The organism is Levilactobacillus tongjiangensis (genome assembly GCF_003946345.1).
Classification (GTDB): Bacteria; Bacillota; Bacilli; order Lactobacillales; family Lactobacillaceae; genus Levilactobacillus; species Levilactobacillus tongjiangensis.
In genome coordinates, this window is the sequence record NZ_RHNY01000028.1 from 1 (window position 1) to 21,436 (window position 21,436).

The 21,436-nt window shown below is 47.9% G+C and carries 19 protein-coding genes and 1 pseudogene; 3 read left to right on the plus strand and 17 right to left on the minus strand.

Features of this window, described 5'->3' with window-relative positions; genetic code table 11:
- Nucleotides 1-131: 131 nt before the first annotated feature.
- From EKM75_RS11975 to EKM75_RS11995, 5 genes are all read right to left on the minus strand, one after another.
- Nucleotides 132-1,262, minus strand: a complete 1,131-nt coding sequence (locus tag EKM75_RS11975) for a glycosyl hydrolase family 8 (RefSeq protein ID WP_125694822.1) — start codon at nt 1,260-1,262, stop codon at nt 132-134.
- A gap of 140 nt (nt 1,263-1,402) precedes the next feature.
- Nucleotides 1,403-1,723 carry a carboxymuconolactone decarboxylase family protein gene (locus tag EKM75_RS11980; RefSeq protein ID WP_125694824.1) on the minus strand — a complete coding sequence of 107 codons (321 nt, stop codon included), beginning with the start codon at nt 1,721-1,723 and terminating at the stop codon, nt 1,403-1,405.
- A 12-nt stretch (nt 1,724-1,735) separates the two neighbouring features.
- Nucleotides 1,736-2,146: a cupin domain-containing protein gene (locus EKM75_RS11985; protein WP_125694826.1), complete on the minus strand. Its 411-nt coding sequence runs from the start codon at nt 2,144-2,146 to the stop codon at nt 1,736-1,738.
- A 15-nt stretch (nt 2,147-2,161) separates the two neighbouring features.
- On the minus strand, nt 2,162-2,581 hold the full coding sequence (locus EKM75_RS11990) for a MerR family transcriptional regulator (RefSeq protein WP_125694828.1): 420 nt from the start codon (nt 2,579-2,581) through the stop codon (nt 2,162-2,164).
- Between the two features lie 110 nt (nt 2,582-2,691).
- Nucleotides 2,692-3,258, minus strand: coding sequence for a TetR/AcrR family transcriptional regulator (locus EKM75_RS11995; RefSeq protein ID WP_125694830.1), 567 nt, complete (start codon nt 3,256-3,258; stop codon nt 2,692-2,694).
- Nucleotides 3,259-3,413: 155 nt separating this feature from the next.
- Between EKM75_RS11995 and EKM75_RS12000 the strand changes: the two genes are divergently transcribed.
- The 3 genes from EKM75_RS12000 to EKM75_RS12010 all read left to right on the plus strand — a co-directional run bounded on the left by EKM75_RS12000 (nt 3,414) and on the right by EKM75_RS12010 (nt 7,890).
- Nucleotides 3,414-4,856, plus strand: a complete 1,443-nt coding sequence (locus tag EKM75_RS12000) for an MDR family MFS transporter (RefSeq protein WP_125694832.1) — start codon at nt 3,414-3,416, stop codon at nt 4,854-4,856.
- Nucleotides 4,853-5,596 (plus strand): DUF4811 domain-containing protein, encoded by a 744-nt coding sequence (locus EKM75_RS12005; RefSeq protein ID WP_125694834.1) that lies wholly within the window; start codon nt 4,853-4,855, stop codon nt 5,594-5,596. The genes EKM75_RS12000 and EKM75_RS12005 overlap by 4 nt, the downstream gene beginning before the upstream one ends.
- Before the next feature lie 611 nt (nt 5,597-6,207).
- The gene (locus tag EKM75_RS12010; protein WP_125694836.1) at nt 6,208-7,890 is read left to right on the plus strand and encodes a SpaA isopeptide-forming pilin-related protein; all 1,683 of its coding nucleotides are present in this window, start codon (nt 6,208-6,210) and stop codon (nt 7,888-7,890) included.
- Nucleotides 7,891-7,958: 68 nt separating this feature from the next.
- Here EKM75_RS12010 and EKM75_RS12015 read toward each other — a convergent pair whose 3' ends face one another.
- From EKM75_RS12015 to EKM75_RS12070, 12 genes and pseudogenes are all read right to left on the minus strand, one after another.
- Nucleotides 7,959-8,849, minus strand: a complete 891-nt coding sequence (locus EKM75_RS12015; RefSeq protein WP_125694838.1) for a PfkB family carbohydrate kinase — start codon at nt 8,847-8,849, stop codon at nt 7,959-7,961.
- A gap of 2 nt (nt 8,850-8,851) precedes the next feature.
- Complete coding sequence (locus EKM75_RS12020; protein WP_125694840.1) at nt 8,852-10,216, minus strand: purine-cytosine permease family protein; 1,365 nt, start codon at nt 10,214-10,216, stop codon at nt 8,852-8,854.
- Nucleotides 10,217-10,230: 14 nt separating this feature from the next.
- A complete protein-coding gene (locus tag EKM75_RS12025; RefSeq protein WP_125694842.1) occupies nt 10,231-11,244 on the minus strand; it encodes an ADP-ribosylglycohydrolase family protein in 1,014 nt (337 codons plus the stop codon).
- Between the two features lie 324 nt (nt 11,245-11,568).
- Nucleotides 11,569-12,756, minus strand: a complete 1,188-nt coding sequence (locus EKM75_RS12030; RefSeq protein WP_125694844.1) for an MFS transporter — start codon at nt 12,754-12,756, stop codon at nt 11,569-11,571.
- A 45-nt stretch (nt 12,757-12,801) separates the two neighbouring features.
- Nucleotides 12,802-13,971 carry an MFS transporter gene (locus EKM75_RS12035; RefSeq protein WP_125694846.1) on the minus strand — a complete coding sequence of 390 codons (1,170 nt, stop codon included), beginning with the start codon at nt 13,969-13,971 and terminating at the stop codon, nt 12,802-12,804.
- Between the two features lie 296 nt (nt 13,972-14,267).
- Nucleotides 14,268-14,936 carry a DUF4430 domain-containing protein gene (locus EKM75_RS12040; protein WP_125694848.1) on the minus strand — a complete coding sequence of 223 codons (669 nt, stop codon included), beginning with the start codon at nt 14,934-14,936 and terminating at the stop codon, nt 14,268-14,270.
- 23 nt (nt 14,937-14,959) lie between these two features.
- Nucleotides 14,960-16,009 carry a prenyltransferase/squalene oxidase repeat-containing protein gene (locus EKM75_RS12810; protein ID WP_164508800.1) on the minus strand — a complete coding sequence of 350 codons (1,050 nt, stop codon included), beginning with the start codon at nt 16,007-16,009 and terminating at the stop codon, nt 14,960-14,962.
- Nucleotides 16,010-16,023: 14 nt separating this feature from the next.
- Nucleotides 16,024-16,719, minus strand: a complete 696-nt coding sequence (locus EKM75_RS12050; protein WP_382338788.1) for an ECF transporter S component — start codon at nt 16,717-16,719, stop codon at nt 16,024-16,026.
- The gene (locus EKM75_RS12055; protein WP_125694850.1) at nt 16,706-18,364 is read right to left on the minus strand and encodes an ABC transporter ATP-binding protein; all 1,659 of its coding nucleotides are present in this window, start codon (nt 18,362-18,364) and stop codon (nt 16,706-16,708) included. Before EKM75_RS12055 ends, EKM75_RS12050 begins: the two co-directional genes overlap by 14 nt.
- Complete coding sequence (locus tag EKM75_RS12060; RefSeq protein WP_125694852.1) at nt 18,352-19,245, minus strand: energy-coupling factor transporter transmembrane component T; 894 nt, start codon at nt 19,243-19,245, stop codon at nt 18,352-18,354. Before EKM75_RS12060 ends, EKM75_RS12055 begins: the two co-directional genes overlap by 13 nt.
- Before the next feature lie 249 nt (nt 19,246-19,494).
- Entirely contained in the window at nt 19,495-20,715 is a 1,221-nt protein-coding gene (locus tag EKM75_RS12065) for an ABC transporter permease (protein WP_125694854.1), read from the minus strand.
- A pseudogene (locus tag EKM75_RS12070) lies at nt 20,715-21,356 on the minus strand (ABC transporter ATP-binding protein); the annotation flags it as partial. The pseudogene EKM75_RS12070 and the gene EKM75_RS12065, both read right to left, overlap by 1 nt.
- Between the last annotated feature and the right edge of the window lie 80 nt (nt 21,357-21,436).

Below are 21,436 nucleotides of genomic sequence, written 5' to 3' on the forward strand. Positions count from 1 at the left end.
GGGGCAGTGTGCCCCTTTTATTATACAAAAAATTGGTGTTGATAGATTTCTCTATCAACACCAAATATCATAGAACCATTTAAAAGGCGTCTGACCACGGTCAGACGCCTTTTTGCATTCATATGATTCGCTCATTCCAAGCCAGTAACCACTTGAAGCGTCGCGGAGTAGTAGTTCTTTCGCGGAACCCTTTTAGGCAGTTGCTTGGCCGTTCTATTCTTTAAAGACGTCTTTTTCATCGTCTTGGCCGCAAAGTGGACAGGGGCCACAAACGCCGCATTACTGTAGTTATTTACTGCCCGACCGCCCAAGGTGTAGACTGCCTGAATCTTCTTTTTTTGATTAAAGAACCGCAATTGCTTATTTAACGCATTTTTGGTCACCTTGTCATGCTTCAACTTATACGTTTGGGCAAGTCGCCAAGGAACCCGACAAGCATTATAGCCAACTTGATTATCCGTTCCGGATTCAATGCTGTACGGCGCGACGGCCTTCAATTTAAGGCTCTTACCCGTAGCCAAGATGAAGTCTGGGAACAAACCAGTCTTATGACGAGCACTCAACTTCTTAATAGCTGTCTGGCTGCGACTAGCTATCTTAGTCCAGGTACTATCTTTCGTGTATTTGGCAAATGTCTTGAAGTACCCGGTCGTTAAATCTGAGGGCCGCAACTTACTCCGATCATAGCTGCTAGTCGCCCAATTACCCATGGTTGGCAAATAGGTAGTTGGATTGAGTTCTTTTTGTTTGATTGTAGTCAATAATTTCTTCGCTACCTGTTTATAATTTATTTGCTTACTCCCCCACTGCTTATCCGCTAAGATCAGGGCATACGCAATGTCTAAGTCACCATCCGTCGCACTATTTTTCTGCGACCCTTGACTGGTCATCTTTCCCGACCGTTTAGTCTGTTGCCACTGCATCAAAGGCAGCTTACTGGAAACACGGTGCGCACGATAGTACTTGTACATCTGATTAAAGGTTGTCCGTGTATTAGCCCCCTTCTTCGCTGCTAAAACCGTGGCTAACATACCGTAACCTTGGCCTTCAGATAGTGCCGTGGTGCTGCCTGAACCACCATTGGACTTCACGTATTTTTGAGTTTTACCACCTACGTATATTTTCTTCCACTGGTTGTATTGTATGACTGCCTGACTGGTTTTCGCCTGAGCAGGCAACGGCTGTCCTAGCGTTAGCCCCCAAGCTAAACCACTTAACAGGACAACCCCCAACGTTTTAAGTAACCATCGTTGTTTTCGCATCCATTTCGACTTCCTTTCCTCAACCACATTACATCTAAATTATAGCGTTTTCAGTGATAGTTTGTCGTAACAAATGAACCATTCTTGAACGATTGACCCCATCAAAAAAGTCGTCCCATTGAACAGGGACGACTCACTAATTAATCTGTAAAGATTTCTTTCGCAATATTGAAAGCAGACCAGGCTTTAGGCCAACCAACGTAGAATGAAAGGTGCGTAATGACTTCGGCAATCTCGTCTTTGGTGATGCCATTACCTTTGCCAATCTTTAAATGTGCTGGTAATTGTTCAAAATTCCCGGCAGAAATCAACGCTGAAATCGTAATCAGGCTTCGTTGGTTAGCCGACAATTTGTCTTCCCGTGACCACACTTGTCCGAATAGGACATCATCGTTTAATTCCGCAAATTTAGGGGCAAAGTCACCCAAGTTATCGCGTCCTGCAGTTTGTTTCTTAGCCATCTAACAGACCTCCTAGTCTAAGGCATCGTAAGTCTTATCATCAACTGGTTCTAACCATTCTGGCGTGCCAGCCGTAATAGCGATGTGACTAAACCAGCTGTCCTTTGTCGCCCCATGCCAATGCTTAACACCATCCTTGGTAACCACGACATCACCCGCCTTTAAGCGACGTGCTGGCTGACCAGCTTCTTGATACCAACCTTCACCACCGGTAACCAATAGGATTTGGAAGCCATCATGATGGATGTGCCAGTTATTTCGACAGCCAGGTTCAAAGGTAACGTTCCCAACGCCAACGCTCACGTCTGGATCATTAACTAGCCCTTGTAAGTAGCTCTGACCCACGAAAAAGTCTTGATAAGCCACGTTCTTGTCGCCTGCTGGAAAAATTACACCATTTTTGATATCTTCATTTTTTGCCAATTTAAAACATCCTTTCTAATCCTGAAATCTCTGTAAGTAGTCATGGAAACTTTCTGAATCATCAATCGTATGAGCGGTCTTGCCATCATACCAGTCGATTTTGTGTCCCAAGACTTTTAAATGCATCTGTTGTTCCGCAATCTCAGCTTCAGCGTTGTCCTTAACTCGTTGTAACAGTTGCCGCCGTTCAGCAATCGTTGTATCGCCTTCGGCACGCAACTTGACGTACCGTTTTAAGTCATTGAGTTGCATCCCGGTCCCCTTTAAATGCAGGATAAATCCAACCCAACGAATGTCCTCCTCAACGTAGTAGCGAACACCATTGTCATCGCGCTGGGAAAGAATCAATCCCTGATCCTCATAGTAGCGTAACGTATACGTAGATAAACCCACTAACTTTGAAAATTCGCCAATTCGATAACGTTTGTCAGCCAACTTCAACACCTCCGTTAATTGCTTACAAGACTTAGTAAACACCTTAGAGTGCACTCTAAGGCAAGCAGAAAATAGCAAAAAAGGTCGATAAACTTTATCGACCCCCTAATCTAATCAATGTTAAATTGCGCAATCGCCAACGCCATTGTCTGTTCAAAACGTTGATTGACCTTGCGCTGGGAAAGGTTCAGGAATCCCCCGATTTCCTGCATAATAAATCCAAACAAGACTGACCGGTACAATGTTGATTCAACCAGTCCCGTATCTCCAGCTTCATCAAGGTGTAAGCTCCGAAACATTTGTTGGTACAGATCGACCAACGCCTTGTGAGTCCGCGTTAGTTGATGTAAATCATTCGGATTCATGAGCAGAGGGGCCAGGTGTTGTTGCTGATTACAGCTTTGCCGAAACTCTTGGGCAAAGACCATCAACGCTTCTTTACCTGAAACGCCTACTAAGCGACGCATTAACCGATCTTCAATTTCCTTAACAAACTGTAAACCGACTTGATCCAACAAGTCATTCAAGCTCTCAACATAGTTATAGAGCGATTGTGGCCGCACTTCCAGTGCAGCTGCCAATGCCCGAATGGTTAAATGGTCGACCCCCTCTTCAGCAATCATCAAATTAGCCCGATCAATTACCTTTTCATGCGATAAAGTCCGTCGTTTCACCATAGTGTGTACCCCTCTCCAGCCTCTTTTCGCTATTATACATTGAAACGGTTTCAAAATAAACTGATGTATGTAGTTTATTTTCTTTAAATATCAGTATATAATATGACTTAATTAATGAGGGCCAGTGTGCTCCCCAAATAAAGAGGCTTATATCAATGACTGACAACAATAATCATGCTTATAATCGGGTGGGCCTCATGGTCACCCTCATGTTCGGAACTTTCTGTACTGCACTAACCACGAACATGTTGGTTACCGCCTACCCGACCCTGATGAACCGCTTCGCAATTTCTAGTGCCACCGTTCAATGGCTAACCACCGGCTTTCTGCTGGTCATGGGGATCATGATTCCCATCAGTGCGTGGCTAATTAACAACTATAGTCTGCGAACAATTTATTTAACCGCCCTCAGTTTCTTTTTAGTTGGACTAGTTATCAGTTACACGGCCAGTAGCTTTGGGCTAATTCTGTTGGGACGATTAATTCAAGCAATTGGTGTAGGTATCACCTTTCCTACTATTCAGACCGTCCTACTCGTCACTTTCCCTGCCGACAAACGGGGGGCCATGATGGGCCTCGGTGGAATCGTCATTGGGTTAGCACCTGCTCTAGGCCCAACTGTCTCCGGCTGGATTCTGGATAATGCTAGTTGGCGTGATCTATTTGGCGTCATGATTCCGCCCGTTATTTTAGTTCTTGCCCTCTCACTTTTCTTTGTGCGACCAGTCATCCCCATTAAAAAATCATCAATTGATAAATTTGCAATTCTCTTATCAACGGTTGGGTTTGGGAGCCTCCTCTATGGCTTTTCAGAGGTTGGCGAAAATGGTTGGGGCTCAGTAACCGTCATTGGCGGTACTCTGATCGGCTTAATTTTTATCGGCTGGTTTGCCTACCACGAATGGCCACAGGCTCACCCCTTCTTAAACGTCCGTTTGCTAAAAATACCTTCATTTACGATTGCCTCCTTCATCACCGCACTTTCCAATACGGCCATGATTGGGATTCAAGTCGTACTTCCTATGTATCTTCAACAGGTTCGGGGCCTATCACCCTTTCACTCTGGACTAATGATTCTACCTGGTGCCTTAATTTATGGTATTGTCAGCCTGATCAGCGGCACGCTCTACGACCGGATGGGTGGCCGTCGTTTAGCTCTAATTGGCACCTTTCTTTTAACGTTGGGTACCCTGCCATTCGCCTTTCTCACCCGTAGCACGCCTTACAGTTACGTTATCAGTGAGTACACGATTCTGATGATTGGGGTCGCTCTGGTAACAATGCCAATTACGGCAGCCAGTTCTATCGACCTTCAAGGCATTCAGCTCAGCCACGGTACGGCCGTTAACAGTACCATGCGGCAGGTAATGACTTCGATGGGGACCGCTATTCTGGGAAGCGTCCTGGCTAACGTGACCGCCAATCATTTACCTGTCCAGGCATTACGCCACACAGCACCACTCCTTTACCAAAGTGAAAGTTACCAAGCTGCCATGACCGGCTTTCACGCGGCCTTCCTGGTTGCAACGGCATTCGGCATTCTTGACTTTATCTTTGCCTGTTTCTTAAAGCCTCGCCAACAGGAGGTAATCGCATGATTTTAATTCTACTATTCGTTGGAATCTTCGTGTTCATTGGTGGCTTATTACTCATGCCCACCAAGGCAACTCGCTTGATTACTGGTGCTATTGGTTTGCTCTTACTGAGCACCATGGCCATCCTGATGATTGGCAACGACAACTGGCACTGGGGAATGCATCAAACCACGACCACGTCGACAGTCAACATCAGGTCGATGTCCCCCGATAAACGCTTGGGACTGCTGGTCTATCAACCTATCCGTCAATCTAAGGACGAACGGGTCTACGTTTACAAAGATGCTAACGCCGCCCAACAGCACACCACAGCTAGCTTAAAGATTAGCAACCATGTATCCTTTAAATCAACGAAGCAGGCCCAACTGACGACCAAACGTACTTATTGGGCATACAACCAGCATTGGCAATGGTTATTCAAGTGGACCGGCAGCCGTCATAAGTTGATTCGCCGCCAAAATACGTTTGTTCTGCCCGAAACATGGACGACGCTGAGTTCTGCTCAAGCCAAGTGGCTATCAACCGCGGTTAAAACCAAGGAGGCCGCAGCAAAGCTCAAACTACAAAAACAGGTTGCCGTAGCGTTCAAAGCTGCCTTGGCCCAGCAACCCACGATGACCTCGCAACAGCAGCAAGCCTTAAAGAAAAAATTGACCGACCAAGCGCGACTTGTAGCTGACCAACACTTGACTCAAAATCTAGCAAAATTAGTGAAGGGCGCCCGTTCACAACCGGTTCGCTAATTCCTAAATTGTACCCGAACCCGATAATCTGCTAACGGCTTTGTAAGGCCGTCGACCAAACGGTATCATTTAGCAAGACGCTTGTTGGACACTACTACTAATATAGAGTGGGTTCTCTGTCATCAACCTATTCATTGCCTACAATTAGCCTGCCACTCATTCTAGTTCAGCCTCGCTTCAATCATTTCATAAATATACTTCTACCAGCCCGCGACTCGTTCACGGGCTTTTTGTTTTAGCGTCCTACGCCTTTTGAAGGCTAGTTAACCAACTGTAGCAAGCCCAGTTCTCGCTCTAAATGACTTGGTCATTTACCAAATTATCCGGCTAGAAAACAGCCTATCAAACCGCTTCATAGCAACATCAGTGGTTACGATTTCTTTATTTTAACAATCGAATCACCTTAAAAATCTGCTGTTACTTTTTTTGGCTTTTCAACGCCGTAATTCTTTTCTCACGATCACACCGTTATTTCCAATTGCGATTATAGTAAAAATAAAGCGGTGGAAGAATTGTCAAACAGATTTGTTTTGTGAAGCGTACTGTTGTTGTGATTGCAACATCGTCAAGGACGACAACAATTCATGAACGTTAATTGGAGGAGGATTACGATGAGAAGAAAGATTACCACTGCCGTGATTGGTGTTCTAATAGCCATTACTATCGTCATTCTCGGTGGTCTCAGTGCTGGTGGCATCACTGCTCATGCGGGAAGTGTCACGGTATCTGGTCTGGATGGTAGCAACGCAACCATTACGGATTCCAACGGAACACCCATCCCTAATGGAAGTGACCTAAGCAAATGGAATAACTATACGATTGACTACAACTGGAGTATCCCAGACGGAGAAGTCATCAAGGATGGCGATACTGCTACCGTAACGTTCCCACACAGTGCTGTTGGCCGACGAGATGTTACTTTTCCGCTATACGACGATAACGGCCAAAAGATTGGGACGTTTAGCATCAAGGAAGGTGAAAGTACAGGAACTATCACGTTCAATGATGCCTTGTCCAATACCACGAAGGATCGTAAGGGAAATCTACAGTTTTACGTAAAAGGAAGTACGACAGAAGATAACACGAATCTTGATTGGGGAATCAATAAAGTCGGCTGGGTTGCTGAGCGAAATCCAGATGGCTCACCAGCCAAGTTGACTTGGAATATTGCCTTCAATCCCACCAGTTCAAGTATGGGACAGGCCGTTGTGACCGACAGTCTCGGCCCCGGTCAGGAGTACGTTCCTGGTAGCGTTCATGCCCAAACGGGTAGTTACGACAGCAATGGTTTCTTCACCAGTGATGGCGGATCTATCACGCCAGCCATCAACGTCATGGGCAGCGTCTTAACCTTTACCTTTAGTGATGTCAAGACTGCTGTCAACATGACGTATCAGACGACCCCCTCAGTTTCAGGGACTGGGGGAACCTGGAAAAATAACGCTTCACTGAACGGGAAAAACGTCAGTGCTCGCATTGTCTGGGGCGGTAGCGGAACCGGTAATGGTAATGGCGACGACCAACAAACTGGCGAAGTTATTCTGAAAAAGACAGCCAAAACTAACGGTGAGGTCCTAGCAGGTGCCGTTTATGATTTGCAAGATACCAATGGTAAAGTCATTAAGGCGAACTTAGTGACTGATACCGAAGGGCTCATCAAATGTGACGGTCTCGCTGCCGGCAATTATCAATTTGTTGAGGTGACCCCACCCGCCGGATTTGAATTAAGCAAGGAACCCATTCCATTTACCATCACTGACGGGCAAACAGCGGCAGTGATGGTCACGGCAACCGATGTCCGAGAAAATTCCAGCTCTGAAGGTGGCGGTACACCGGAAAACCCTGGTGGTGGCGGTGGCAACACCGAAACACCAACGAATCCCGGAACGGAGACGCCAACTAACCCTGAAACGCCTCAAGAGCCTCAGAAGCCCCAAAAGCCTGAAAAACCAACGAAACCTAATAAACCAGTCAAGCCGACTAAACCAACCGGCCCAACGACCCACAAACCGGGGACAAGTAGTCCAAGTAATCAACAGACCGTCGCTGGTGGTAGTGGTGCCTACACGACTACGACTGGTCACAACCAGCCATCTGGTGGATTTGTCGGCGCTAACAGTGGTAGCGGTGTTGGCAGCACCCCACATAGTGGTACTGCCGCCGGTACCTACGTCGGTCAAACATTACCTCAAACTGGTGAACGTTCAACCCAAGGTTACACTTGGTTAGGTATCTTGCTGCTCGCTATTACAGGACTTGGTGCCACCGATTGGAAGTTAGAACACAAAAACTAGATTGGATACTGCTTTTAAAGAAAGTCCGTACAATCGCTCTGATTGCACGGACTTTCTTTCCGAATTCATTATCTGCTGTGCTCTAAAGCACCAGCAACCTGACCAACCACTTTAGCCGCCAAATGATTAGCCTCTGCGACTGCCATTAGCAATGGTTGTCCAGCCGCAAGAGCGGCCAGTAGCCCCCCGCAGTGACTGTCTCCAGCACCAATGGTATTAATCACTCGCGCAACATCCCCGATCACCCGCGTGCCCTGTCCCTGGTCAACAACGTAGGCACCTTCCGCGCCCAACGTTACCACGACTGGTTCCCCCGTTAGACGATGGATACGCTGCGCAACGACTTGATAACTCGTTTCCCCCGCCATCAAACAACTTGCCTCCGTCGCATTACAGTGCACAATCGTTCCTGGGACGAATAAAGCTTCTAACACTGCCGGCTGTAAATATTGACTTCGTGGGGACGCATCAAACAGGACCTTGGCACCAACCTTACGATGACGGAAAGCATTTAAGATGATTTCGGCAGCCCCCAATTCTTCTAATTCATAACCAGAAATGTAGAAGTAATCGTAGCTGCTTAGATCGACCGATTGAAACCAGCGTTCACACCACAGCTGCTCAATTCCGTTAACCGTTAAAAAGGTTCGCTCGCCATCCGCCTCAACTAATGAAATATCCCAGCCATTATCAGCCCGGTCATCCCTGACCAGCAGTGGAATCTTTCGGTCAGCCAGTGTTTGTTCAACAATGCTGGCATAAGTTCCTCGCCCAACCGGTGCCAGTAGATCAGCAGCCGCCCCCTGATATGTCAGAGCACGTTGAACATTGAAAGCCGAACCACCAACCTGTGTCGCTTCCAGATTGCCAGTAACATCTTCCCCTGACTGCGGCAATCGATTAAGTCCCACAACAATATCAACGTAGGCTGCACCAATCACTAATGTTCGTTTTGCCATTTTTAAAGCGCCTCACCCTCACTTACACGGCCAACTGGTTTGAGCAATAACATGCAAATAACTGCCGCAATACCAGCGACAAAGACCCCTAGACTATTATCTCGGAAAATCCCGTGAGCAAACGGCCCATTCCAAATTGCATTGTTCGTAAACAGAAAACCAGTGACAACTGCAATGACCCAAGATGTAATGCCCTTCCAGTTATACTTGTTCTGAGAACCATTTTCTAACAAGCTAACATCGTACCCTTGACGTCGATACATCACACTATCACACAGAAAGACGGCGACCCAGGCCGCTAAACAAGTTCCTAAGAATCCCAAGAACAGTTCAAAATTAGCTAAAAAGTTCCCTGAAATAAAAAGCACATAAATGGGAATCAATACCACAATTGCCCCATGGATCACTAGGGAAGCTTGCTGTGACACCTTGATACCAACCGTTGCCAAGTTGATTCGCGCAGAACGAAGACTAATAATACATTGTGGAATCAAGCCACCGGCAGCGACTAAGAAGTAAATCACGGAAATCCATGATGGTAAGGCATCGTTCATCACATCAATAGGATTTGAGGCCGTCGCCAATGAAGGTTCCACAGTGCTCAGTAGTACCCCACCCCACATCAAAACAAAGAGGGGAATGGCGCCACCTAGTGTCGTATTCCAAAAGGTTGCTGACTGACTCGCTTGTGGCTTCACGTAAGCACCCCAGTCGGCAGCAGCCATGGACCAACTGATTCCTGACCCCGCTGCTACAATTGAAACGGCTGGCCAAAACCCTCCTAACCACTGACCACTAGGAGCTGCAAGGGCTGCCTGCCAATCGGCCTTCATTAAAAATAAAATTAAGATGACGAGTGTCAACAACCCAAAAATCCAGGATAACCAGGTTTGAATCTTGGCTAAGACAGCTTCACGCAATAATCCTGATAAAATAACTAGTCCCGCAAAAATAGCCAAGGCAATCGCTACAGTCACACTATTTTTAGCGATATGTAAAATCTTAAACAAGGAGACTAGCAACAACGTTCCTGTAATCACGTTGATGGCTAACCAGCCCACCATATTGAACCACGCGATGGCGTTCGGTATCTTGTTCCCATGAGTCCCATAGGCAGCCCGGGAAAGTTTAAAGGTGGTAATTCCCTCCCTTTTTCCCAAGGTCGCGACCCAGCCTGGGAAGACAAACGATAGCCCCCCCACCAATGACGCCAGTGTTGCCTGGAAAAAGGATAAGTGAAAGCTAACGATCATCGCCCCAAACACAATCCCCATAATCCCAATGTTAGCGGCAAACCAATTATAGAAAAGCTTTCCCGGCGTCAGTGTTTTCTCTTCATCCGACACCTTAATAACATCTTCATTCACAAAAAAATCTCCCCTTAAATTAATGTCCTATTTCTAAAAGATTGCATTGGCACGACGTAGTCTAGCAACCGATGCTCTGGATTCTCTTCATCAATCAATGTAAGCCATTCTGGTAAAATGCTATGATACCCATTCTTTGCTCCACAGATTGCGGTAGCCATCGCACCAATCGTATCGGTGTCACCACCCAAATTGGCGCAGAACAGGGCACACGTCTGAACGTCACGAGTGTAATAGGCAATCGCCACAGCTGCGGGGACCGACTCACTAATTGCGGTTCCCGTGCCCACGGTTTCATAAATCAACCGAGCAAATCGCTCAGAATCATGGGCATTCTCCCACGCTAATCGCAGGCCTAATTGCAGACGAGCCGCGACGGAAGCTGACCAAGTCGGTACGCCATAATCTTTAGCTGCAGCGCTTGCAGTCATTGCAAACGCCACAATGTCGTCCCAGTCCAAATCATCCATTGCTGCCGTAACTGCCCCCGCCACCATCGCTGCTCCAGCAAAAGCCACATCTGATGAATGAGTCACTTGCGTCACAGCACATACCATGTCTACCAGCTTTTGGCAATGCCGCGTATCAAACAATGCGCCAATTGGTGCAATTCGCATGGCACAACCATTCGTTAACGCACTGGCCGTCACAAGATGCGCGTCCGCACCAGCTTTGAGGGCCAGTAGTGCTGCCTTAGAACTCGGGCCCAAGATATTGTGATCAAATGCATCGATAGCATCCGCCCACCGCAAGAGATGCTTCCCGAAAACTGCAGTCTCCGGTACCCAGTCACTCTCCATCAAGGCCTCTAAAATAACTAAGGCCTGACTCGTATCATCTGTGTACTGACCCCTCGTAAAATTGACGGCTACTTCATTACTGGTCGGACCGTCTAAAAAGGTTGTGATGGGCCCACCAAAATACTGTTGGATTTGTTCAACTGGCCAGAGTTCTCCTGGCATCCCCATAGCATCACCAATCGCTTGGCCGTACAAAACACCCTTCAGTTTATCTGTTTGACTTTGCATATTTTCACCTCGCACTTAGCTGATGTGATGATTGTCCAGATTTCTAATATAACTGACTCTACAGCAGATGTCTAAATTAATGTCTTATAAATTTCATCATATAAATCTTATGCTTTTTGAGCATTACTTTGTACATAAAAAGCGGTGATTCAGTCGCCTGAATCACCGCTCTATTCATCAATTAATCAAATTCTTCATATTTATTCGGGTCTTGGCCCTCTAACCAGCCAGCGACTCGTGACAGCTGACTGATAGCTTACACTTCATCCGTTGTTAATCGAAAATCAAAGATTGCCAGCTTACCCTATTCCCTAGCAAAGTGAATTATTCAACCCCTACTTGGCGTTCACGATGGCGTCTAATAACCCGATTCAAAATAATGGCTAATACTAACGAAATGGCCCCAAAAGCAGCCGCACCCCAACTAATCCGCTTAAGTCCCACCACTCCCAGTAAACCAGAGGCAGTTGCTGAACCTAACGAAATACCAAAGTTAAAGAAGATTGAGTTTAACGAAGACGCAAGCACCGTGGACTGGGGATATTCTTGTTCTGCTAAATTTAAGAAATGAATCTGAATCGGTGAATTGAGTAGCGTCACGAGCAAGGTCAACACTAACAGGAAGGCCATCCCCAGAAGCTGACTACCTAAAGCAAATGGCAACAGTAGGAGCAAGACAATGTCAGCCACATAAAACCTCGGCATGATCCGTAACCCATTCCGTTCAGCCAACATCCCCGAGAAACGGTTACATAGAATACTCATAATACCAATCAGAAACAACAACCAGTTGAGGCTAGCCGTGCTAAAGCCCATCGCTTGCGTCAATAACGGGCGAATGTACGTGTAGTAAGCGTACATCATTGCAGCAGTAAATAGGACCAACGCAATCCCGACGTAGACCCGACTATCTTTCAACAGAACCAACTGGTTCTTGATGCTCCCCTGGACCTGTTCAACCTGACGTGGAAGCAGCCATCCCAGTAAGAGGCAAGTGATGGCACTGATCACCGAAATTAAATAAAAAGCGTCATGCCAACTGTATGCCGTACTGATAGCCGTTCCCAACGGTACCCCAAACACCGAGGCAATACTAAAACCAGCAAAAATCCAGGACACTAGGCTGGCCCGCTTATTACGAGGTGCGATGGCACTGGCAAAGGTCATAATCAATGAAATTATAGCACCAGCCACCATCGCAGCAATGATTCTGGAAATCAACAGCATTGTAAAGTTAACAGCCAAGCCACTTAACGTATTCCCAATCAAGAAGATCACCATGAGGGTCATGAGGGTTTTATAGCGGCTAAAGCGACTCGTCAGAATGGTAATAAACGGTGTGCTAACCGCGTACACTGTCGCGAAGATCGTCACTAAATAGCCAACGGTGGCTTCAGCAATTTGATATTCCTTAGCAATGTCAGAGAGTACCCCGACCACAATGAATTCGTTACAGCCCAACATAAAGGCCACTAAGACAAACACGATAGCTTGCCAGCGATACTTATTCACAATCCTTTTCCTCCGGTCCTAAAATTACAGTTACTTCCGTTATCTTCATTTTCTACGTTTGACGATCGTGTGATTCAAGACCAACGCCACAATCATTGATGCGCCAGCAAAAATGGCTGCCGTTGGTCCTAAATGTTGGAGGCTACCACGGGCTAACGTCAGCGACCCTGCCGCCGACCCCAATGAGATACCAACGTTATAAAAAATCGCGTTCAACGACGACGCCAATACCTTGGCCTGCGGGTAGTCCGCCTCAGCCACATCCAAAAATAGAATCTGCAGTGGGGAACCCAATAAGGTTAGCAACAAGGTCAACGCTAAGAAGACGCCGAACCCAACCACAGCTTGGCTTAACGTCAATGGCATTAGTAATAGCAATACCAGTGTGACCAAATAAATGTGGGGCATCCACTTCAACCCATTATTATCGGCTAACGTTCCCGACAACCGATTGCCAAAAATACTCATGATCCCTAAGGCAAACAGTAACCAATTCAACGTCTGCGTACTGAACCCCATTCCCGTTGTCAGTAGCGGCCGAATGTAGGTGTAATAAGCGTACAGAGTCCCCGCCGAGAGCGTGATCAGCGTGACTCCCCAATAGATACGAGCATCCGTCAATAAAACTAGTTGCTCTTTAATGGTTCCAGGTACTTGTTGCACGTGCTTAGGTAACAGCCAAGCCAGTACCAAACACGTCAACAGGCTCAGTAATGAGATCAGATGAAAGGCATCATGCCAGCTAGTTGCTGTACTGATCGCCGTTCCAACGGGAACCCCAATAACGGAAGCAATGCTAAAGCCTGCTGAGATCCACGAAATCAATACGGCCCGCTTCCCCCGCGGTGCCACATCATTGGCAAAAGCGATGACTAGTGACTCCAGCGACCCCGCCACAACGGCCGTCATCATTCGTGAAATCAACAGCATAGTAAAACTCGTGGCAAATCCACTCCAAGTATTTCCAATCAGAAAGACAATCATCAGTGTCATGAAGACCCGGTAGCGATTGAAGCGACTGGTTAAAATCGTAATGATTGGCGTACTAATGGCAAAGACCGTGGCAAACAGCGTCACCAACAGACCAACCGTTGCCACCGTGACCTTGAGGGAGGACGCAATGTCCGAGAGCACACCCACCACAATAAATTCATTACACCCTAACATAAATGAAACCAAGACAAACGCGGTGGCTTGCCAACGATACTTTGTCATCCTATCCTCTTCCCTTCGCCTTTATTTTCGAGACGCGTATCCTCCTAGGTTACACTATCCACCACAAAATTGCCACGCGAACACTTGCCGCTTCAGTATCGAAAAAGTGCTGATAGAGTCCGCCATTTCGGTTCCTACCAGCACTACTTATTTAACGTTAAAAACTTAAGGATAGCTTGTCTGCTTCAAGTCCAGTGGCAAGCTTACGGTACCGCTGGATTAGTCTAAATTAGACGTACTCCAGAGGTCAGATTGCACAGTCGTACGGCGGCCGGTAAAGCGAGAAGACACACCGGTTAGCCAGCAGTAGTGAAGTACCAATGAACCCGATCACCCCGCTGCACCCGTGTGCTATTGGCTGACTGATCAACATACTTGCCATTGACCGTGAACTTCCAGCCGCTGCCAACCTTCACATCATTTTGAGCAAGGCCGTGGATGCTGCTGACGTACACGGCAGCACCCCCCTGGTATCCGACCTTTAACTTCGAAGCTTGGAGTACTGAAAAGGCCGTCGACTTACTGGTAATTTTCAGATTGCCCTGATAAAAACGCTTTTTATAACCGGTAACCGTCAAGTGAACCTGATCAGTCGCTTGACTGGTCTTAGTTGAGCTCGGCTTTTTCTTAGCCACCGTTGCTGTCTGATTCATCGTGGTTTTCTGATTGCCAGCTGCATGACGCGTGGTTGGCGTTTTGGCCGATACGCTTTGACTACCAACTTGTTGGCTAGCCCGCACCGAAGAAGCCGAGGTCCCGGCTTTCACTGTCTTAGCCACGGACTGCTGCCGACGTTTAGATTGACGACTAGCCCGGACCGAACTACTAGCTAACGAGGAATCATGGGTTCCCACCGGCGCAGCCAACGGGGTCTGTCCTTGCTGACGCTGTTGCATGGCTAACGCTGTGCTCATTGTGAGGATAGTGAGCACGACCGCCACCATGATTCCCACCTTTTTTTTCATGCTACTCGCTCCCTATTACCAGATTATTTAAACGTATAAATCAACTTATTCGTATACTTACCGTGATGATAGGCACTATTGGCCAGACTAACTTGACCACTTGCCAGAACGCTATCCATTGCCCCACTGACCGTTCCTTTAGCCGTCACATAGGCGTTCATCGCTTTCAATGGTGTGGCCTGCTGACCACGCTTGATAGCTGTGTGATTAATCAACGAAAAAGCCGTTTTGTTCGTGGCTAAACCAACAATAGCCTCCGCCGTAGAGTTGGCGTTGGCAAAGTTCTTACCGTTATAACTGTACCCAAACGCCCCACTCTTGTAAACCGCCTTCTTTAGATAACCGCGCCCGTTTTTTGTGGCCGCTTTCACTAACTTGCACTGGCTCTTCCCCATGGTCAGAGCGTTCACGGCGACGGCAGTGGTATCACTATCGACACTAGCAACCGTATTATTGTACGCCCACCCGTGGTTTAATTGCTGACTCTGAGCAATGTGATTGCTCAGAGATGTCTTAGAAAACTTAGCCTTGCTAGGGCGCTTAAAAGTCTTATTTGAGGAAAGGGCAATCAACGCCTGACTTTGAACATTCACCGTCTGTTTGGTCAGCGACTTCTTGTACAACGTCGTGACTAGGTTGACCTTTTTCTTCGTCCCGCCCGCCTGATAGGCCTTGGGATTGACCCCCATTGCCTGCAAACCAATGATGGCGTTTGCTAAGACGGCTGGGTCACTTTTGCTCGAAACAATCAGATTTTTCTTAACTAATTTTTTCTGAGCCGTCGTAAATTTATACCCCTGTTTCTTCAGTCCCAATAAGAAGTCTGAGTAACCGGAAGCTGCACCAGTTGTTGGGTAGGCTGCTTTGCTAAAGATTTTAGCTTTGCTAGAAACGCCATCCCGGTTCTGCTTCATCATTTTTTTGGCCGCCGTGTAAAGCGCTTTTTGGTTATTCTTTTGCGACGTTTTGGATGCAACCTTAATCGTTGCTGCGTCTACGTTCATTGCGGGCATTGCTGTACTGAAAACCATCACCGTCGCTAACACAATTGTCACTAACTTATCTTTACTCATCGAGTCGTTCTCCTTCAAATTAGTCTGTATTTTGTCATTAACCGTTTCATCATTGTTTGCCACGGTCGGTAGAGGAACAGTAAACTCACCACGTTAGTCACCGCGTGAAAACTATCGAATACCGCGCTCGATGCAAACGACACTAATAAGCTGGCAGGCCGCACCGGTCGGACGTATGCCAACGCATACCACAGGTCCATGATCCAACCGAACCAGAAGCCCCAAAGTGCGCCCCATACCACCAACACGCCCACTTTATTTCGCAGGGAGGTGCGGCCCAACAATCCGGTGGTGACTCCCATCAGGCCCCAGGCCAACATTTGCCACGGCGTCCAAGGCCCCTGACCGAGAAAGAGATTGGACACCAACGCCATCATTGAACCACTCACAAACCCCAGTTCAGGCCCCAGTGCAATGGCACTGACAATCACCACAAAACTAGTCAGTTGAACGTTTGGGATTGCCGCGAAGGGTATTCGCCCCAGGACGCCGAGCGCAATCATGATTGCTAAAAACACCAGGAGCCGGGTCTGCATGTGACGATGCTCAAAGTGCCAATAAGCCGGCACTAAACTACAGGCTAAACAAGCCCCGCTAAGGAGCAAGTAATGACGACCCTTTAAAGCTAACAGCCCCGCCAGTAATCCCAGCATGACTATCAGTCCTAATAGCCAGGAACGATTACGTTCCCACCAATTAACCTTGATCATTTGCCCCACCTTTCCGCTCCACATCCGTGCTAAATAAGGCCTGTTGCAGCCATTGTCGCAGCAGCCGACTAACCGCTGTAGTGGCCATAAAGTTTGTCGTGAAAAATTTTCGAGCAGGCTGCACGGGTGTCAGTTGTCCATCAAACATAAACGTGCCGTGGGTTGCAAACTGCGCGCTGAATTCAACATCATGACTGGCCATAACAATGGTTACTCCCGCTGCGCGATATGTTTCTAACAGCCGGCCAACTACTTGCTTAGTGGCTGGGTCTAAGCCCTTCGTGGGCTCATCAAGCAGCAACAAGCGTGGTCGCGTAATCAAGGCTAGCCCCAGCCCCACCAACTGTTGCTGCCCGCCACTCAAGTCGAAAACATTTTGATCAGCCACCGCTGTTAGCTGTAATTTAGCCAACCAATCCGTGACTGCTGTGGCGTTGACGGGTTCATTTCCTAACTGTGACTGGGCCGTCAGTTCTTCGCGCACCGTCAGTCCGGTGAATTGATCGATTGGATGTTGTGACAGCAAGCCGACCTGCCGAATCAACACGCTATTTTTCATTTTCCAAATAATCTGCTTACCCAGCCGTACCTTGCCATGCTGTGGCTTTCGTAATCCCGCGAGCACGCTCAGCAAGGTGGACTTCCCCGCCCCATTCTTGCCAAGGATTGCCACCCAGATTCCAGTAGCAAAAGTGATGTCGATGGTCCGCAACGTGGGGGCTTGCTGATCGTAATGAAACGACACGCCGGCCACCGTCAGTAAGGGGGCGCCAAATGTCTTGACGGACAAGGTGGACGACCGTAGCTTAAACAATACATCTTGCTGGCTCAACATTCGTCGACCAGTGGCAACGGTTAATGGCAACTGGTTACCGGTCAGATGCTGCTGCACAAAGAAATTGGGAATCGCCGGCACAAAACTGGCTAACTCATCGTGCTGGCTCATCAACCGCAGTCCGGTTGCCACCGATTCAGCTGCTAAGAGGGCACCGTCTTCCATGATTACCAACCGATTAGCTAATGGCAGGATGCGGTCCAGTCGGTGCTCACTCATCACAATGGTTATTCCCAGTTCCCGATGAACCTGCTGCAACACGTTCAAAAAGTTCTGGGCTGTCGTGGGATCAAGCTGGGCTGTCGGTTCATCTAATAGCAGAATGGCGGGATGAAGAACTAAGACTGATGCCAAATTAACGAGCTGTAACTGCCCACCCGACAGCTGCTGCAACGGTGTATGTAAAATCTGATCTAAGCCTAGAAAATTGGCGATTTCAGCAATTCTTCCGGGCATACCACTTGCCGAAACACCAACGTTTTCGAGTGAAAAAGCAAGTTCCTCAATCACAGTTGCCATGACTGGCTGAACTACCGGATCTTGGGCCACCACTCCAATGGTTTGGGCACTTTCAGTGGCACTTAACTTCTGAATGGACCGTCCCTGATACTGGACAGTCCCAGTAAGATCGCCGGCTGGAACCAGCTCCGGCTTTAGTTGGCGTAGCAGCGTTGTCTTCCCACTTCCAGTGGCACCCACAATCACCATGAAATCGTCGCTAGCAATGTGCAAGTCAACACCATCTAGCGCCGGCCTATTGGCTGCCGGATAGGTGAACGTCACCTGTTTCAGGCTCATTAGTTCTGACATAATCGATAAAGTCCTTCCCCAATGAGTGGCAAGCCAACTACCAAACTAGCTACACCCGCCACCCACCAATCCGTCGCTAATACGCCTGGTAAGCTGTATATATTCGGCGTGACACCCCACCCGTGAACACGTAGGCCCAGGATCACCACAAACATTCCACCCGCCACCAGCGTAAATGATGTATCCGCCAACCGCCAGCGATAGTGTTGGTACTGGCTACGATGCCGACCACCGTAGCCCCGGGCCTCCATCAAAATGGCGGTCTCCATGGCTCGTGAAATGCTTCCCAACAAGAGGACCCGGAGCAAGTTGCCAGTCTCGGTTAACCGATGCCGCCACGGTCCCGCCGTTACCACCAATCCCCGCGTTCGCTGGAGGAGTAACAGCCGCCGAAATTGCTGGATAAAGAGGTTCACGAACCGAATCGCTAGTGTCAACAACATTGCCAGCCTCGGTGCTACTGGATTTAAGAGGGCTCTTAACTGACTCGCCGTCACGCAACCATTAAACAGGACAAAGGCCATAACCATCCCCCCTAGTGATAGGGCCATGGTGGCGCCGTACAGGACGCCGACTCGTGAGACCTCCCAGTGCCAAGTTCCCAGGGTAAACTGCCACCAACTAACTCCTGCGCGATTCAGCAGGATATTCAAGAACAGGATCAGGCCCATCAATGACAGCACCGAACGAACGACCCGCCAAACTGCCCGGCCGCCAAAATACCAGCAGCACAACCCACACAATCCTAAAAAGAATAGACCGGTTATCAAAATATGATTAAAAAGTAGTAATCCCGTAAATAGTTCACCAAAGTATAGAACCAGGGCTAGCGGGTGACACTGTCCCAGAAACTGGCTTGACTGAGTTTCTATCAACTGCATGCTAATCCCCCCTCATTTCAGCACGCCCAGAACGCACTATATCTAGTGGTGAATTTGGAAACTAAATACTATAGAGTGTGTTTTGAACTAAACGTCTGTTAAAAATTATACCAGCCTTCACTCACCCCTGATTAGGCCACAATCTATAAACTGGGGCCTTGACAGTCTAAAAATCCCGCCATCACGGTAACCGTGACGACGGGATTATTTACTTGCTGATTGTCCGGATAATCTGATCTGAAATGAGTTTTAGACCTTCCGGTAGCGACGCAAGCCCACCACGTTGAGAATCGTTAAGATAACCAAAAAAGTCAGTAATACTAAGATGTCCCAGCCTTCATTAAAGATAGAGGTACCGCGCATAATGATGTCGGTAACGGCATCCCCAGAGTACTTCAACGGAATGACGTAGGAAATATCTTTGACCCAGTTGGCCATCGAATCCAACGGGATGATACCCGAGAAGAATATCTGTGGAATCACGACCAGTGGAATGAACTGCATCATTTGGAACTCAGAGTTAGCGAACGTTGAGAGCAGAATCCCGAAGGCCAGTGCGACCAGTGCCAGAATCAAGTTGATCACAACGACGCTGGCAATGTTCCCCACCACTTCGATGCCTAACAGCCAAACAGTTACCAATACAATGACAATTGTTTGAATAACCGCTAAAATCCCATAACTTAACATGTAACCAAAGACAATGGAAGACCGTTTAACGGGTGTGGCCAACAACCGGTCTAGCGTGCCCGTCGTCCGTTCCTTCAACAACGCCATCCCAGAAATCAGGAAGACGAAGAAGAAGACAAAGAAGCCCATCAAAATTGGGAGCATCTTGGCAAAGTAACCGGTGTTCTTATCGCCGTAAACGTAGTGATTGGTGATCTTGGGCGTCCTTTGACTGGTACTCTTGGTCGCCGCCGTTGTTGATGTAGACTTCGTTGACGCAGTCTTTTTAGCGGCCGCTGTGGCTCCTGCAGTTTGAGGTGAGGCATTCGTCACAGCCTGTTGCTTTTGCATAGCCTGTAGCTGCGCTTGCAACTTAGCCATCCCGGTCGTGCTCTTCTTCAGAGCGGACTTCAACTGGTCAATACTAGTCGCCATCACTGCACTCTTAAATGCCATTTTAACGACCGCCGTCTTACTAGAATCGGTATTGGCATACGTCAAATCATAATTGTTGCCATTTTTCTTAATGATGGCATCGATTTTTTCGTCCTGCAGGGCCCGCTTGGCGTCGGCCTTGGTAGCGTACGTCTTAACATCGACGTGTTTGATGGCGCCCATTTCTTTATTTAACCTCTGAGTCACGGCGACTGTTCCTACGTTAACGTTCGTGGTTGAGTTGGTATTGAAGATAACACTCATTAACAACATCACTAGGATGGGGGCAACAAACATCAGCGCTAACGTCCGTTTGTCCCGGAACAGTTCCTTCAGCACTCGGTTCATAATTCCAATCGTTCTCATTATTCAACACCCTCTGCCTTTAAGAATACGTCTTCAATCGTGTTCACTTCGTACTGCTGCTTCAGAGCAGCCGGTGTATCAAACGCCATGACTTCACCGCCCAGTAATAAGGCTACGCGGTCCACCAATTCAGCTTCATCCATCACGTGGGTCGTAATCAGAATACTGCGGCCCTCATCACGAATGCTGCCTAGCTCTGCCCAAATTTGTCGCCGCAGTGCGGGGTCGATTCCAACCGTTGGTTCATCCAAGATCAGTAACTCTGGATTACCCAACAAAGCGATTGCTAAGGATAACCGCCGCATCATCCCACCAGAGTAGCCGGCAACCCGCTTGTCCAAATCATTGGACAAATCAACTACTTGAGCAGCGTGCGCCACTTCTTTCTCCATGTCAGCCTTAGCAATGCCCTTCATCAAACCGTAAAATTTTAAATTCTCACGACCTGATAAGGCTTCATACAAAGCGTCAGTTTGTGCCATGTACCCGATTCGTCCCAATAACTGCCGGTTAGGCATGACGGTATCGAAAACCTTGGCGGAGCCGCCACTGGCTACTTCCATACCTAACGCCACTTTGATGACGGTCGACTTGCCGGCCCCTGAAGGACCAATCAAGCCAATGATTTCACCTTTATTTAAAGTTGGTAGATTGTAAAATTTAAGTTGAACATATTAGTGGACAGAAAAACCCATAAAGGTCTTTAATGGTGTCACCACAA